Below are 15,880 nucleotides of genomic sequence, written 5' to 3'. Positions count from 1 at the left end.
TGAAAGTGGTCAGAGGAAGAAAACAGGTTCATCAGAACCAGCGGCGGTCCTCGCCTGGCCCCTGAATATTGCTGATGCAACGACTGCACAGTTCCGGATGCTCGGCGTGGCTTCCGACATCCTCGCGGCGATGCCAGCAGCGTACGCATTTGGCGGCGTCGCTCACCGTGGCGGATACCCAAACTTCTGAGCCGTCGAGTTCTACCCTCACCGCATCGACCGGGCGGGCATCAAGTGCGTCAAATCGGAAGTCAGAAGTGATGAAGAAAAAGCGCAGTTCCTTCAACATTTCCGCGTATTTTTCGCGAAACTGTTCATTCGCATAAACGACAAGCTTTGCTTCCAACGCTGCGCCGATCTGACCGTCCTTACGCATGACTTCCAGTACGCGTGACGCAGTTTCGCGAATAGCCAGTAGATCTCCCCACCAATTTAATTTAGTTGTCACCAAGCCCTCGTACCAGGTTTCGAACAGCACGCTGTCGCCATGCTCACCCGGCAGCTCGCGCCAGATCTCCTCGGCGGTGAAGCTGAGCACCGGCGCCAGCCAGCGCACCAGCGCCTCGGCGATACGGTACATCGCGCTCTGTGCGCTGCGCCGGCCGTGGCTGTCAGTCGGCATCGTGTAGAGCCGATCCTTGGTGATGTCCAGATACAGCGCACCGAGTTCGTTGGTGCAGAAATTCTGCACGCGCTGCACGATCTCGGGGAAGTCGTAACGCTCATACGCCGCCACGACGCCCTGCTGTACATCGTAGGCTTGCTGTACAGCCCACTGGTCCAGCAGCAGGCTCTCTTCCACCGGCAGCAGATGCTTTTCCGGATCGAAACCGTCCAGATTGCCGAGTAGGAAACGTGCCGTGTTGCGAATGCGGCGATAGGTGTCGGCGACGCGCTTGAGGATCTCCTCCGACAACGACATCTCGTTGCGGTAATCGGTGGACGATACCCATAGACGCAGAATATCCGCGCCCATGCGGTTCATGATGTCCTGCGGCTCGATGCCGTTGCCCAGCGACTTGGACATCTTGCGGCCGTTCGCATCCACGCTGAAGCCGTGCGTCAGCAGTTGCTTGTACGGCGGCTGGCCGTCGAGCATCGACGCGGTAAGCAGCGATGAGTGGAACCAGCCACGATGCTGGTCCGAGCCTTCCAGATACAGGTCAGCCGGAAAGCGCAGTACGTCGGCATGCGAACCGCGCAGCACGTGCCAGTGCGTCGTGCCGGAGTCGAACCACACGTCCAGCGTGTCGCGATTTTTTTCGTAGTGCTCGGCCTCGTCGCCCAGCAGCTCGCGCGGGTCGAGGTTCTGCCATACCTCGATGCCACCCTCCGCGACCCGATCGGCGACCTGATCCAGCAGGTCGGCGCTGCGCGGATGCAGAGCACCGGTTTCCTTGTGCAGGAAAAACGCCATCGGCACGCCCCACTGACGCTGGCGCGACAGCGTCCAGTCGGGGCGTTCGGCGATCATCTTCTGCAGACGCTGCTTACCCCACGCGGGAAAGAACTGGGTCTGCTCGATGCCAGCCAGCGCGGTTTCACGCAGCGTCTTGCCGCCATCGTTCGGCACGATATCCATGCCGGCAAACCACTGCGAGGTGGCGCGATAGATGATCGGCGTCTTGTGCCGCCAGCAGTGCATATAGCTGTGCGTGTACTTGTGGTGATGCAGCAGCGAGCCAGCCTGCTCCAGCACCTCGACGATATGCGGATTGGCCTTCCACAGGAACTGGCCGCCGAACAGCGGCAGCGACGAAGCGTAGACACCATTGCCCATCACCGGGCTGATGATGTCGTCATCCGCCATGCCGTGCGCCTTGCAGGAAATGAAATCTTCCACGCCATACGCCGGCGCCGAATGCACCACGCCGGTACCGGTATCCAGCGTCACGTAATCGGCGAAGTAGACCGGTGCGGTGCGCGCGTAGCCCGGATCGACCGCGTACAACGGATGACGGAACCGCAGCTCACCCAACGCCTGACCCGGTACCGATGCAATGATTTGGCCGTCCAAACCATAAGTCTTCAGGCACTCTTCCACGCGCTCGGTGGCGAGGATCAGCAAACCGCGCGACGTATCGACCAGGCTGTAGCTGAATTCCGGATGCAGGTTCAGCGCCTGATTGGACGGGATAGTCCATGGCGTGGTGGTCCAGATCACGATCTGACCGGTCGGCTTCGGCAAGGCATCGAGCCCGAATGCCTTGGCTACAGCGGCCGGATCGTCAAACGCGAAGCCCACGTCGATGGCGATGTCGGTCTTGTCCTCGTACTCCACCTCGGCCTCGGCCAGCGCCGAGCCGCAATCAAAGCACCAGTTCACCGGTTTCAGGCCGCGATAGATGTAGCCCTTGCGCAGCATCTGCGCCAGGGCGCGGATTTCGCCAGCCTCGTTGCCGTGATCCATCGTAAGGTACGGACGGTCCCATTCGCCGAGCACGCCCAGCCGCTTGAAGTCGGCCTTCTGCTTGTCGATCTGCACCGTGGCGTAAGCACGCGCCTTGGCCTGCACTTCGGCCGGCGGCAAGCCCTTGCCGAACTGCTTCTCGATCTGGATTTCAATCGGCATGCCGTGACAATCCCAGCCCGGCACATACGGTGCATGAAAGCCGGCCAGAAGCTTGGACTTGACCACGATGTCCTTGAGGATCTTGTTGATCGCATGGCCGAGATGGATCACGCCGTTGGCATACGGCGGACCATCGTGCAGCACGAACATCGGGCGACCGGCAGTCACCTTTTGAATCTGCGCATAGCGATCGACCTTCTCCCACTCGGCCAGCCAGCCCGGCTCACGCTTGGGCAGGTCGCCGCGCATCGGGAAATCGGTCTGCGGCAGGTTGATGGTGCTTTTGTAGTCGTGGGTCATTACGTGGTTGCCGTCGCTGAAACATGGTTGTCTGCACAAGGGCAGACAAGGAATTCAAAAAGTTGATCGGTCGAGACGCTCACCAGGAACTATCGATCCGATCCTGAAAAATCAAGCTTCGACCAGCCGCGGGTTCATGCCCAGCAGCTCACGCGCCATGCGGGCATCGCGATCCATCTGTGCCTTCAGCGGATCGAGCCCGTCGAATTTCTGCTCGTCGCGCAGCTTGCCGACAAATTCCACCGACATGCGCTGTCCGTAAAGATCGCCATCGAAGTCGAACAGATGGACTTCCAGCAGCGGCTCGCTGACCTGATTGACTGTCGGTCGGACGCCCAGGCTGGCCACGCCTGGCCAACTGCACTCGCCCTCGTTCAGCCCGACGCGTACCGCAAAGATGCCGTGCACGGGACTCACGCGTTGCTGCAGATGGATATTCGCTGTGGGATAACCCAACGTCCGTCCCAGCTGGTTGCCGTATTCCACCTTGCCGTCGATCACGAACGGCCGACCGAGCAGCGGTTCGGCACCGGCAAATTCACCCGCCGCGAGCAGCATGCGCACACGGCTGGCCGAGACCCTCGCACCATCGAGTTGGACCGCCGGCATCATGCATGCGGAAAAACCCAGTGACTCGCCAAGCTTCGTCAATAGCTCCACATCGCCTTCGCGCTTGTGGCCAAAGCGAAAATCATTGCCGACCCAGACCTCACGCGCGTCCAGACGACCCACAATCACACGCCGCACGAAATCTTCAGCCGACATCGCCGCCAGCGCCGCGTTGAATCGCAGCAACAACGTATCGGACATGCCGGCAGCGGCAAAGCCGCGGAGTTTTTCGCGCACACTCGACAAGCGTGCCAGTGGCTCACTGGAAAAATACGCGCGCGGCAACGGTTCGAAGCTCACCACGATCGGCTGGCAGCCAAGCGCTTTTGCCCGCTCACGCACCTGCAACAGCAGCGCCTGATGTCCGCGGTGGATGCCATCGAAGGCACCTATCGCGATCACGCTGCCGTTCGGCGCCAGACAAGGCCCCGCCACATTCCTGGAAAGTTTCATCATCGCCTGAGTATAACGGCTGCACGGCCGCGTCTCGACGGTTTCAGGTAACCCGCCGGGTGCCGCTATACGCCACGCAATTCACGCATGCGGAAGCCGCTGGCAAATAGAGCTGCCACATAAGCCAGCGCACCGACCAGTACCAGCACGCACAGATGCCACACACGGGTGAATATCGACACGTGCGTCCAGTCCGGCCACAGCAGGCGGCCGAGTAACAGCGCCACCACCATCGCAGCGCACGACACTGCCAGCCGTAACCACTGCTTCGACCAGCCCGGTTGGCGTTGATAGACGCCCGCCCGTTTCAGCCAGCGCCATAGCAGGACGAAATTGAGATAGCTCGACAGCGTGCTGGCGATCGCCAAGGCCACATGCAGGCCAGCAACCTTGGCGATACCGTCCAGAAAACTCCCCTGCTTGAGTTCCGGAGTGGCCCAGAGCTGGTACAAAAGCACAATGAAAATCCCGTTGAACACCATGTTGGCAACCAACGCAGCCACACCGGCGCGCACCGGCGTACGGGTATCCTGCCTCGCGTAAAACGCCGGCAGCACCACCTTGACCAGTGCGAACGCCGGCAAACCGCAACTGAGAGCAATGATCGACAGTGTCGACATATGCGCATCGAAAGCGGTGTAGTGACCATTCTCGAACAGCGTAGCCACCAGCGGCCCAGCCAACAGCACCAGCGCAAAGGTGGCCGGCACGGCGATCAACAGTGTAAGACGCAAACCCCAATCCAGCGCCTTCGAAAAGCCGGCGGTGTCCGTGCCTACGTGATGACGCGACAGCGCCGGCAAAATCACCGTGCCCAGCGCCGCACCGAACACGCCCAGCGGCAACTCCAGGAAGCGGGTCGACTGCCATAACCAGGTCTGTGAACCGACCATCAGCAGCGAGATGACCGCCGTATCCAGCAACAGGTTGAGTTGTGCCACCGACGAGCCGAACAGCGTCGGCACCATCAGCCGCATGATCCGGCGCACGCCAGGGTCGCGCCAGCCCCAGCGTGGCAGGCTCAGCAGGTCCAGCTTGCGAACCTCCGGCAACAGAAACATCAGCTGAAGAACACCCGCCACCAGTACCGCCCAGCCCATGGCCATGATCGGCGTATGCAGTCGCGGCGCCAGCCACACCGCGCCAACGATCATGCACACGTTGAGAATGACTGGCGCCAGTGCCGGCATCGCAAACCGGTGAAAGCTGTTCAGCGCGCCCGCAGCCAGCGCAGTCAACGAGACAAAGAAGATGAAGGGAAATGTGAGCCGCACCAGATCGGTGGTGAGGTCAAACTTGTGCGGCTGATCAAGCGAGCCTGGCGCAAACGTCCCGGCGACCTGCGGTGCAAAGATCAGTCCTAATGCCGTAATGACCAGCACAACGCCACCCAGCGTGCCGGATACGCGCGCCATCAGTTGCTTCAGGTCCGCATGCGTGCCGGTTTCCTTGACCTCGGTAAACACCGGTACGAACGCGGTGGAGAACGATCCCTCGGCGAACAGCCGCCGCATGAAATTGGGGATGCGAAATGCAATGACAAATGCGTCGGTGGCGGCATTGGCACCGAACACATGGCTCATCGATACGTCCCGCAACAGCCCGAACACACGCGAAATCATGGTCATGCTGCTGAACGAAAGCAGCCCTCGTAACATGTTGGGAGACTTCATGCGTCTGCCGGAACCTTGTGCTGTCTGGAGGGTTGGATGCCCGGCTTCGGCGGGGCACAAGGCGCATAGTCTGACAGCCGCTGCAGGCCTTATGACAGCCCGAATGTGGCAAAATGCAGGCGTCAGGGAACGTTGCGACGTAAACAGGTCGGTCGCCGGCTGACAATCACACCGCTAAATGATTGACGCACCGGCAAATCAACCGCATAATTGGCGTCTTTTTCCACACCTCTACACCGATTCCGGAGTTCTACCTTGGCCAACATCAAGTCCGCTAAGAAGCGCGCGCGCCAGTCCGAGCAGCGCCGTCTGCGCAACATCAGCGCACGTTCCATGGTCCGCACCGCCCTGAAGAAGGTCGTCAAGGCCATCGAGGCCAAGGACAAGGCAGGCGCTATCGCCGCCTTCACCGTCGCCCAGCCAGTGATGGATCGTTACGCCGCCCGCGGTTTGATCCACAAGAACAAAGCCGCTCGCCACAAGAGCCGCCTCAACGCGAAGATCCGCGAACTGGCGTAAGCCACTTCGTGACTCGTGTTGCTGAAAAGCCGGCGAGAGCCGGCTTTTCCTATATAAGCATCGAACGCCGGCGAAAGCCGGCTTTTTCGTTGATACCTTCCAGCCACATCAGCACGTGCCTACTTGGCCCGCGGCCGAAATTCCAGCGGCATCGCTTCTGTTTTGGCGGCGGCTGGGGGTTTCGTGCCGCAAGCGCCGCATGTGCTGCAACCATCGCTGCAATCGCCGGTGGCCTGTTTCGGCTGTAGCCGCTGCCCCAGCGCACGCAGCCAACCGGCCCGCTCGGACCGACTAAAACTGATCGATGCCGCCGCCAGCCAACGGTTGCTGACCTGCGGCGCCAGCTTGCGAAATACTGCCAGCACGCTGGTCAGCACGACCAGCCCGATCACCACATACTGCAGTAACAGGCTCATGCGAAAAGCCTCGCGATCTGATAAGTCAGCAACGACGCTATGTAAGCCACGACGAACATGTAGCTGAAAGAGATCACCACGTTACGCCAGGAATTGGTTTCGCGACGGATCACCGCCAGTGTCGACATGCACTGCGGCGCAAAGGCAAACCACACCATCAGCGACAGCGCGCTGGCCACGGAAAAATTGGCCGCCAGCGCGTGCGCCAGTCCAACCGTATTGGAATCGCCACCCACCGCATATACCGTCGCCAGCGCGGCTACTGCCGTCTCACGCGCCGCAAAGGCTGGAATGAGCGACAGGCTGATCTGCCAGTTGAACCCCAGCGGCGCAAAAATGTATTGCAGGTAATGACCCATATAGCCGGCGATGCTGTAATCGATGGCCGGGCCGGTCGCACCTGTCGGTGGCGACGGGAAGGTGGAGATAGCCCACATGATGATGGTCAGCGCCAGGATCACGCCGGTCAGGCGCTTCAGGAAGATCGAGCAGCGCTCCCACAGGCCGATGGCGATATCGCGCGGCTTTGGCATGCGGTACGACGGCAGCTCCATCAGTAGCGCATGCTCGCTCTTGTCGCGATGGATGCGCTTGATCACCCAGCCCACCGCCATCGCGCCGAGAATACCGGCCGCGTACAGCGCAAACAGCACCAGCCCCTGCAGGTTGAAGATGCCGAACACGTGATGCATGGGAATGAACGCGCCAATCAACAGCGCGTACACCGGCAAACGCGCGGAACAGGTCATCAACGGCGCGACCAGAATCGTGGCCAGGCGATCACGCGGGTCCTGGATGCTGCGCGTACCCATGATGCCGGGGATGGCGCAAGCGAAGCTCGACAGCAATGGAATGAACGAGCGTCCGGTCAGTCCCACCGACATCATCATGCGATCGAGCAGAAAGGCTGCACGTGGCAGATAGCCGGACTCTTCCAGCAGCAGGATGAAGAAGAACAGCACCAGGATTTCCGGCAGAAAACCGATCACCGTACCAAGGCCGCCGAACAAGCCGTCGACGACCAGGCTCTTGATCGGTCCGACCGGAAGGCTGGCGGCAGCGTGGTCGCCCAGCCAGCCGAAACCATCGCCAATCAAATCGGTCATCGGCTTGCCGGCTGCATAGACGGCTTGAAACACCAGAAACATCACGATGCCGAGTATCAGCAGACCAAACACTGGATGCAGTGCCCAGCGATCGAGCGCGTCATCCGTCACTGCCGTCTGGCGTGGCATCGTTACCGTGGCGGCAAGCATGTCGCGCACCTGCCGATGCAAATCGACACTATGCAGATCAGCACGGCTGGATGCATCGCCAGCCGCCGCCGATGCGGCAACCGGCATTTCGCCATCGACGCGCTCGACCAGCGCGGCGGCGCCACCGCGCTTCACCGCGATCGTTTCCACCACCGGAATACCCAGCCGGCGCTGCAACTCCGGCACGTCAATGACGATGTCGCGCCGACGCGCCGCATCCATCATGTTCAGAGCGAGCACCACCGGACGGCCGAGACGTTTCACCTCCAGCACGAAGCGCAAATGCAGGCGCAAGTTGGTGGCATCGGCTACGCAGACGATCAGATCGGGCGCTGCTTCGCCGGGATAATTGCCTTCCAGCACGTCGCGGGTGATCTGCTCATCGGGGCTGTTGGCGTCGAAGCTGTACGTGCCCGGCAGATCGAGTATTTGCAGCACCCGACCCGACGGCGTGGTGAATCGACCTTCCTTGCGCTCGATGGTAACGCCGGCATAGTTGGCAACCTTCTGCCGGCCACCCGTCAGCTGGTTGAACAGCGCCGTCTTGCCGCAGTTGGGGTTGCCGACCAAGGCAATGCGCAAGGCTGCGGCGCTCATGCTGCTTCCTGACGCACGGTCACACGAGCGGCTTCGGTGCGACGCAGGGCGAAACGGGTCGAGCCGATCTGGATCAGCAATGGGTCGGCGCCGAGCGGCCCGATCGCCACCACCCGCACGGGCTCACCATCCACGAAGCCCAGATCGCGCAAACGTTGCGCAATCGGGTCCGCCGCGTGAGCATCGTCAACGCGATCGACCACAGCGAGCTTACCTTTGGGCAGATCGGACAGACGCACGGGCACTTCTCAAATAAGAATTGTTCGCATTGTAATCCTTTGTGCGCTTTGCTGCAGCATGCCGGCAACGCCGCGATGGCCAGCGTTTATGATGACGGTCTTTGCGGGGGCACTGATGACTGATTCTCCGATGACCGATTCTGTATCGTGCGAACGCCGCGGCACCACCGCGTGGCTGACCTTGAATCGCCCGCAGGTGCACAACGCGTTCGACGACACCCTGATCGCCGCGCTCACCGGTTTGCTCGAACAGGCTGACGACGACCCTGCCGTGCGTACCGTCGTGCTTACCGGCAACGGCAGCTGCTTCTCGGCCGGCGCCGATCTGAACTGGATGCGTGGCATGGCCAGCGCCAGCGAACAGGAGAACCGCAACGACTCGCTGCGCCTGGCGCGTCTGATGCGTACGCTGCAGTTTCTGTCAAAGCCCACGGTCGCTCGGGTCAATGGCGCAGCCTACGGCGGCGGCGTGGGGCTGGTCGCCTGCTGCGATATCGCGGTCGGCGTCGACACCGCCAAGTTCGCGTTGTCGGAAGTAAAGCTGGGCTTGGTGCCCGCAGTGATCTCACCTTATGTCATCGCGGCGATCGGCCTGCGCGAGGCGCGGCGGCTGTTCATCACCGGCGAAGTATTCGACGCTACTACTGCCGCGCGCATTGGATTGCTGCACGCTGCCGTACCCTCGGCGGAGCTGGATGAGATGATCGAACGCCAGTTGTACCTGCTGGCCAAGGCCGGCCCGCATGCGCAGCGCGAGGCAAAGGCACTCGCACTGCGCGTCGGCGGTATCGATCCGGCGCAGGCCGAGCGCATCGATACCGCCAACGCCGAGCTGATAGCGCGCCTGCGCATATCCGAAGAAGGTCAGCATGGCCTTGGCGCATTTCTCGACAAGCGCGGACCACGCTGGTCCCCTTCCCCCTGATTTTCACGAACGCAGGCCATCCATGTTCGACCATCTAGGTATCCCGGTTTCTGATCTTGCACGCAGTCGCACGTTCTACCTGGATGCGCTGGTGTCGCTTGGCTACAACATCGAACTTGAAGTCAGCGCCGAACAGACCGGCGACCACGCAGCGATCGGTTTCGGTGCAAACGGCAAGCCATCGTTCTGGATCGGCGAAGGCTTGCCGTCTTCATCGATCCACGTCGCGTTCGTCGCCAGCAGCCGTGCCGAAGTCGATGCATTTCACCGCGCCGCCCTGGCCGCTGGCGGCCGTGACAACGGCGCACCCGGACTGCGACCGCACTATCACCCCGACTATTACGGCGCCTTTGTGCTGGACCCTGATGGCTACAACATCGAGGCGGTCTGCCGCGCACCGGAGGCTTGAGCATGGCAATACCAGGCATCGGAAACATCCTCAACATCGCCGACGTCACCTTGCAGACGGCGACTCCCGAGCAGATGCCGCCGGCCCCGCTGGCAGCAAACTACGACCTGCGCTGGGGCGAGATTGCCCGTCGCATCGGCGCACGCAAGCTGGGCTACAACCTCACCGTCATTGCACCGGGCAAACTGGCTTGTCCATTCCATAATCACCGCTCGCAAGAGGAAATGTTTTTCATCCTGGAAGGCAGCGGGGAGCTTCGGCTGGGTAACGAGCGCCATCCGATACGCAGCGGCGACATCATCGCCTGCCCACCTGGCGGCCAGGAAACCGCGCATCAGATCATCAATACCGGCGACGTGGAGATGCGCTTTCTGGCGGTATCCAGCAATGGCGAGACGGATATCTGCGAGTACCCGGATTCCGGCAAGTATCAAGTCATTGAACCTGCGCAGGATGAAACGCAGCGATCGTTTCGCATCGTTGGTCGATATGACTCGACGGTCGACTACTGGGAGGGTGAATAGCTCCCGATGCTGCGCCGCGCATCGGCTGCAGCCCGTTCATCTGATAAGTTAACCGGCTTTGCAAGACCGCGCACAACCCAAAGGATTCCGCATGTTCGAGCGCGTACTGATTGCCAATCGCGGCGAGATCGCCTGTCGTGTGATCCGCACCTGCCAGCGCCTTGGCATCCACACCATCGCGGTGTATTCCGAGGCGGATGCCGACGCGCAGCACGTGCGCCTGGCCGACGAGGCGTGGCCGATCGGCGGACCGCGCCCGGCCGACTCCTATTTGCGCGGCGATACGATTCTCGAGGTAGCGAAAAAATCCGGCGCGCAGGCGATCCATCCCGGCTACGGCTTTCTCTCAGAGAACACCGGTTTCGCCCGCGCCTGCAGTGAGGCGGGCATCGTGTTCATCGGCCCGAAACCGGAAAGCATCGACGCGATGGGCTCCAAGGCCGCTGCCAAGGCGCTGATGGAAAACCACGCCGTACCGCTGGTACCCGGCTATCACGGCGACAACCAGGAGAACGCCTATCTCGCCGAGCAGGCACGCGCCACCGGCTTCCCGCTCATGATCAAAGCCGCTTCCGGCGGCGGTGGCAAGGGCATGCGCATCGTGCGCAACGAAAAGGAATTTGCCGACGCGCTAGCCTCAGCGCAGCGCGAAGCGGCCAGCGCGTTCGGCGACACACGCGTGATCCTTGAACGCTACGTCGAGCATCCGCGGCATATCGAATTCCAGGTGTTCGGCGACACCCACGGCAACGTCATACACCTCAACGAACGCGAGTGTTCGGCGCAGCGGCGCTATCAGAAAGTGCTGGAAGAGACGCCCTCACCCTTCCTCGACGCTACCCGCCGCGCCGCGATGGGCGAAGCCGCGGTTGCCGCGGCCAAGGCGGTCGACTATGTCGGCGCCGGCACCATCGAATTCATCGTCGCGGCGAGCGGCGAATTCTTTTTCATGGAAATGAATACCCGGCTGCAGGTCGAGCATCCGGTCACCGAGATGACGCTGGGGCTGGACTTGGTCGAATGGCAGCTGCGCGTGGCCGCCGGCCATCCACTGCCGCTGCGGCAGGAGCAGATTCACGCCCACGGTCACGCGATCGAAGTACGGCTGTATGCGGAAGATCCTGACCAGAATTTCCTGCCCGGCTCCGGCAAACTGCAGACGCTTCGCCTGCCCTCCCCGTCACCCCACGTACGACTCGACGGCGGCGTGATCGAAGGCGATACGGTCACGATTTTCTACGACCCGATGATCGCCAAGCTGATCGTATTCGACAACGATCGCACGCAGGCACTGCAGCGCTTGCGCGAAGCGCTGGCCGCTTGCGAAATCATCGGCCCGAAATCGAATATCGGTTTTCTTGAACGACTGGCCCGTCACCCGGTAGTGGTCGAAGGCAGGATCGACACCGGCTATCTGGATCGACATCTGGAAGAATTTCTGGTTGGCGATATCGCGCCAACGGATACGGTACTGTTTGCCGCCGCTACGGCCGCGTTGCTACAAGATGAAGCCGATGTCGCCACCTCACCAGCCGACCCGCATTCACCCTGGGCACGCGCCGATGCGTGGCGCATCGGCCATGCCGGCAAGCGCGTCATCGCGTTGACCTTGCGCGACCAGCGTTACGACATCGAAGCGCATGGCCAAGATGGCAACTACCTCCTGCGCCATGGCGATGCGAGTTGCGAAGTGCGCGGTGCGCGCCTGCACGACGACAGCCTTAGCGCCCGCTTCAATGGCGAATCCTTGCGCGTGCTTCTGCGCACCGACAAGCATCGTGTGCTGCTGCACGACGCCAGCGGCCAGCGCTACAGCTTTACGCGGGCTATCGCCTTCGCCTGGGCAGCGAAAGATGCCGCCGGCGGCAACCAGGTCATCGCGCCGATGCCTGGCCGCATCGTGCTGGTGAAATCCAAACCCGGCGACAGCGTCGAGCAAGGCGACGAGCTGCTGGTGATGGAGGCAATGAAGATGGAACTCGCCTTGAAAGCCCCGCGCGCCGGTATCATCGAAAGCATCAACGCCACCCAGGGTGAGTTCGTCGAGGCCGATGCCGTACTGGTGCGCTTCGCCGACTGACCCGACTGGTCAGCCTGAATTGCACACGCCATCACGACCTGCCCGGACCACGCATGAATTCCTCCAACCACGTCCACATTGTCGAAGTCGGCCCGCGCGATGGCTTGCAGAACGAAAAAACGCTGTTGCCCGCTGCGGTGAAGATCGAGCTGATCGACCGGCTCTCCGCCACCGGCCTGAAGACGATCGAGGCGACCAGCTTCGTCAGCCCGAAGTGGGTACCGCAGCTGGCCGATGCGGCAGAGGTGTTCAGCGCCATCCGCAAGGTCGAAGGCGTGAACTATCCAGTGCTGGTGCCCAACGAGCAGGGTTACCTGCGCGCCCGCGAGGTCAACGTGCGTGAGGTGGCGATCTTCACCGCCGCCTCGGAAACCTTCAGCCGCAAGAACACCAATGCCTCGATCGACGAATCGATGGCGCGCTTCGTACCTGTGATCGAGCATGCACAGGCCGATGACGTGACCGTGCGCGGCTACATCTCCACCGTACTCGGTTGCCCTTACGAGGGTGACGTGCCGGTGAGCGAAGTGGTACGTGTGGCCGTTCGTTTATATCAATTGGGCTGCCGCGAAATTTCGCTGGGCGACACCATCGGCGTGGGCACACCGGCCAAGGCACGCGCGATGCTGCGTGCGGTGGCGCAGGAGGTACCGATGGAAGCCCTCGCCGTGCATTTTCATGACACCTACGGCCAGGCACTGGCCAACATCCTGGCCTGCCTGGAAGAAGGCGTGCGCGTAGTCGACAGCGCCGTGTCCGGCACCGGCGGCTGCCCGTATGCGAAGGGCGCTACCGGCAACGTGGCCAGCGAGGATGTCATCTACATGTTGCACGGCATGGGCATGACCACCGGCGTCGACCTGGATCAGCTGATCGCCACCGGTGCATGGCTCGCCGGTCAGCTCGGCAAGGAAACCGCGAGCCGCGTTACACGCGCACGCACGGCCAGCTGAAGTCACCACTCACCCCAAAAGATCGTCTCCATGTCCACACCGTTTTTGATCCGCCCCATCAGCGCCAGCGACAACACGGCGATGGCCAGCATCATCCGCAAGGTCATGCCAGAGTTCGGTGCCGACGGGCCGGGCTTTGCGATCCACGACGCCGAAGTAGATCGCCTGTACGAGGCCTACACGCAACCGCACAGCGCCTATTTTGTGATCGAACGCGACGGTGAAGTACTGGGCGGTGGCGGCGTGGCACCGCTGGAAAACGGTGAGCCGGATGTGTGCGAGCTGCGCAAGATGTATTTTCTGCCTGAGGCCCGCGGCATCGGCGCAGGTGCGGCCATGATGCAGCGGTGCCTGGACGCCGCGCGAGCGCGCGGCTTTCGTCGCTGCTATCTGGAAACGCTCACCGGCATGGATGGTGCGCAGGCGCTCTACCTGCGCAGCGGTTTCAGGCCGTTATCCGCGCCGATGGGCGGTACCGGTCACTTCAGTTGCGACAGGTTCTTTATTCTCGAACTTTGACGGGAAATACGGGGATGGCCAATAACGATCCGCGCATCGACGCCTATATCGCCAAAGCGGCGCCATTCGCTCAGCCCATTCTTGAGCATCTTCGCACTGTGATACATGCCACCTGCCCCGAGGTCGAAGAAGGCATCAAGTGGGGTATGCCCTTCTTCAGTTACAAAAAATCGCCACTGTGCATGATGGCGGCTTTCAAGCAGCACTGTGGATTCGGCTTCTGGCTGTCCAGGCAGGTCGTCGGTGAAACCGCGGAAGAAGGGATGGGCCAGTTCGGCAAGCTCACGTCTGTGGCCAACTTGCCCAAAAAAAAGCAGTTTGTCGATTTCATCCGCAAGGCGATGGCGCTGAACGAGGCCGGCATAAAACTGAGAAGGCCAAAGGCGGCACCGAAACCACCGCCGCTATCACCGGACGTACTGGCTACGGAATTCGCGAAAAAGAAAAACATCACCGCGCGCACCCACTACCAGGCCTTCAGTCCGAGCATGCAGCGCGAGTACACCGACTGGATTGACGAAGCAAAAACCGATATCACTCGCATGAAGCGCGTTGCCACCGCGCTGGCATGGTTGGCCGAGGGAAAATCACGCAACTGGAAATATGAAAAATGCTGAAGGCCTGTATTGCATGATCCGCCCTGCCCACAATGACGATGCGGCCGCGATCCACACCATCTATGCACCATCCGTCACTGACAGCGCAACCACATTCGAGACGGCGCTGCCCAGTGTGGCGACGATGCGCGAACGCATCAGCACACGATTGCAACACTATCCCTGGCTGGTCTGGGACGAAGATGGCGAGGTGCTGGCGTATGCCTATGCCGGACGTTTTCGCGATCGCGCGGCGTATGACTGGATCGCCGAAACATCGATCTATGTGCATCACCAGGCGCAACGCCGGGGCATCGCACGCCGGCTGTACACCGCGCTATTGGACGTAATGCGCCTGCAAGGTATCAACCAGGCTATCGGTGCCATCACCCTGCCCGGCACGGCCAGCGTGGCGATGCACGAGGCGATGGGTTTTACTGCCGCCGGCGTATGGCGCCAATGCGGTTACAAACTCGGACAATGGTGGGACGTTGGCGTATGGCAGAGGGAACTGCAAGTGGCGCAAACACCACCCAGCCCAGTCATCCCGTTTCCGCAGTTGCTGGCATCGACGGAAGGTCGCGCACTGCTTTATTGATGCACGCGTGCGGTCGGTACTGCCAGACCGCCATTTGGTAGCACACGCCCCAAGCCTAAATATCTGAGCGCTAGGTAGGCTTGAGGCATGTGGAGAACACCCTCGTCACTTAAATGGCTGATCAAAAAGCGTTCCCACTTATCGGGAACGCTTTTGCATCTGGAGTCTAAGCGTGCGAAGTATTTGGCTCGGCTAGAAGCCATCAACGCTAAGGTACCCCTAGTCCAAAGAGATTTAGCGGCGATTGACCTGATACTTCCGCAGCACGAGATTCAGGTGGAACCCACGGACATCACACCTGTAGTTCCCCACGGACGCAAGCCGCTATTCCCTTATGGTCAGATGACCAGAATGATTCTCCAAATACTTCGAGCGCAGAACGGCTGGCTAACGGCTCGCGAACTGACGTCACGCGTCGGAGTGCACGTTAAAGATTTTGAATACATTGACCCCCGCCTAGCACTAGCGGCCGTGCGACGTAGGCTTAATCAGCTGGCTAAAAAAGGGATCGTAGAGCGGCAAAGCGCCACCCCAGCGGAAAGCCGCGCAACAGGTGAACATGGCCTATGGCGTCTAGCGGGGGCACGAGCCAATGCAGAAAAATTGCCGTCCTAAAAAAGTTGGGCAGCAACTGCTTGCGTG

General features: G+C 61.2%; 15 protein-coding genes. 9 read left to right on the top strand and 6 right to left on the bottom strand.

Annotated elements, in window-relative coordinates; all coding sequences use genetic code 11:
• Nucleotides 1–31: 31 nt before the first annotated feature.
• The 3 genes from ileS to murJ form a co-directional block, all read right to left on the bottom strand.
• The gene (ileS, locus tag HDE79_RS17580) at nucleotides 32–2,872 is read right to left on the bottom strand and encodes an isoleucine--tRNA ligase (protein ID WP_184603862.1); all 2,841 of its coding nucleotides are present in this window, start codon (nucleotides 2,870–2,872) and stop codon (nucleotides 32–34) included.
• A 111-nt stretch (nucleotides 2,873–2,983) separates the two neighbouring features.
• Nucleotides 2,984–3,937 (bottom strand): bifunctional riboflavin kinase/FAD synthetase, encoded by a 954-nt coding sequence (locus HDE79_RS17575; protein ID WP_184603860.1) that lies wholly within the window; start codon nucleotides 3,935–3,937, stop codon nucleotides 2,984–2,986.
• A 62-nt stretch (nucleotides 3,938–3,999) separates the two neighbouring features.
• Nucleotides 4,000–5,607, bottom strand: a complete 1,608-nt coding sequence (gene murJ, locus HDE79_RS17570; protein ID WP_184603858.1) for a murein biosynthesis integral membrane protein MurJ — start codon at nucleotides 5,605–5,607, stop codon at nucleotides 4,000–4,002.
• Between the two features lie 255 nt (nucleotides 5,608–5,862).
• On the opposite strand from murJ, the gene rpsT reads away from it, so the two are divergent.
• The gene (rpsT, locus tag HDE79_RS17565) at nucleotides 5,863–6,126 is read left to right on the top strand and encodes a 30S ribosomal protein S20 (RefSeq protein ID WP_072760571.1); all 264 of its coding nucleotides are present in this window, start codon (nucleotides 5,863–5,865) and stop codon (nucleotides 6,124–6,126) included.
• Nucleotides 6,127–6,245: 119 nt separating this feature from the next.
• Here the strand turns inward: rpsT and HDE79_RS17560 are convergent, their stop codons facing one another.
• From HDE79_RS17560 to HDE79_RS17550, 3 genes are read right to left on the bottom strand one after another with little or no spacing between them, the layout of a single operon-like run.
• Nucleotides 6,246–6,542 (bottom strand): DUF6587 family protein, encoded by a 297-nt coding sequence (locus HDE79_RS17560; protein WP_184603856.1) that lies wholly within the window; start codon nucleotides 6,540–6,542, stop codon nucleotides 6,246–6,248.
• Nucleotides 6,539–8,395: a ferrous iron transporter B gene (locus tag HDE79_RS17555; RefSeq protein WP_184603854.1), complete on the bottom strand. Its 1,857-nt coding sequence runs from the start codon at nucleotides 8,393–8,395 to the stop codon at nucleotides 6,539–6,541. Before HDE79_RS17555 ends, HDE79_RS17560 begins: the two co-directional genes overlap by 4 nt.
• On the bottom strand, nucleotides 8,392–8,634 hold the full coding sequence (locus HDE79_RS17550) for a FeoA family protein (RefSeq protein ID WP_184603852.1): 243 nt from the start codon (nucleotides 8,632–8,634) through the stop codon (nucleotides 8,392–8,394). Before HDE79_RS17550 ends, HDE79_RS17555 begins: the two co-directional genes overlap by 4 nt.
• 130 nt (nucleotides 8,635–8,764) lie before the next feature.
• Between HDE79_RS17550 and HDE79_RS17545 the strand changes: the two genes are divergently transcribed.
• The 8 genes from HDE79_RS17545 (at nucleotide 8,765) to HDE79_RS17510 (ending at nucleotide 15,238) form a co-directional block, all read left to right on the top strand.
• Nucleotides 8,765–9,559 (top strand): enoyl-CoA hydratase/isomerase family protein, encoded by a 795-nt coding sequence (locus HDE79_RS17545; RefSeq protein WP_184603850.1) that lies wholly within the window; start codon nucleotides 8,765–8,767, stop codon nucleotides 9,557–9,559.
• A 22-nt stretch (nucleotides 9,560–9,581) separates the two neighbouring features.
• Nucleotides 9,582–9,968, top strand: coding sequence for a VOC family protein (locus HDE79_RS17540; protein ID WP_184603848.1), 387 nt, complete (start codon nucleotides 9,582–9,584; stop codon nucleotides 9,966–9,968).
• A gap of 2 nt (nucleotides 9,969–9,970) precedes the next feature.
• Entirely contained in the window at nucleotides 9,971–10,492 is a 522-nt protein-coding gene (locus HDE79_RS17535) for a cupin domain-containing protein (RefSeq protein WP_221440227.1), read from the top strand.
• 91 nt (nucleotides 10,493–10,583) lie between these two features.
• Entirely contained in the window at nucleotides 10,584–12,572 is a 1,989-nt protein-coding gene (locus HDE79_RS17530) for a biotin carboxylase N-terminal domain-containing protein (protein ID WP_184603847.1), read from the top strand.
• A 53-nt stretch (nucleotides 12,573–12,625) separates the two neighbouring features.
• A complete protein-coding gene (locus HDE79_RS17525) occupies nucleotides 12,626–13,525 on the top strand; it encodes a hydroxymethylglutaryl-CoA lyase (protein ID WP_184603845.1) in 900 nt (299 codons plus the stop codon).
• Nucleotides 13,526–13,555: 30 nt separating this feature from the next.
• Complete coding sequence (locus HDE79_RS17520) at nucleotides 13,556–14,044, top strand: GNAT family N-acetyltransferase (protein ID WP_184603843.1); 489 nt, start codon at nucleotides 13,556–13,558, stop codon at nucleotides 14,042–14,044.
• A gap of 14 nt (nucleotides 14,045–14,058) precedes the next feature.
• Nucleotides 14,059–14,661 carry a DUF1801 domain-containing protein gene (locus tag HDE79_RS17515; protein ID WP_184603842.1) on the top strand — a complete coding sequence of 201 codons (603 nt, stop codon included), beginning with the start codon at nucleotides 14,059–14,061 and terminating at the stop codon, nucleotides 14,659–14,661.
• Nucleotides 14,662–14,674: 13 nt separating this feature from the next.
• The gene (locus HDE79_RS17510; protein ID WP_184604117.1) at nucleotides 14,675–15,238 is read left to right on the top strand and encodes a GNAT family N-acetyltransferase; all 564 of its coding nucleotides are present in this window, start codon (nucleotides 14,675–14,677) and stop codon (nucleotides 15,236–15,238) included.
• The last annotated feature ends 642 nt before the right edge of the window (nucleotides 15,239–15,880 follow it).

The sequence above is a fragment of the Rhodanobacter sp. MP1X3 genome (assembly GCF_014207165.1).
Classification (GTDB): domain Bacteria; phylum Pseudomonadota; class Gammaproteobacteria; order Xanthomonadales; family Rhodanobacteraceae; genus Rhodanobacter.
Note: the sequence above shows the minus strand (reverse complement) of the source record. Positions and strands in the feature narration are given on the sequence as shown.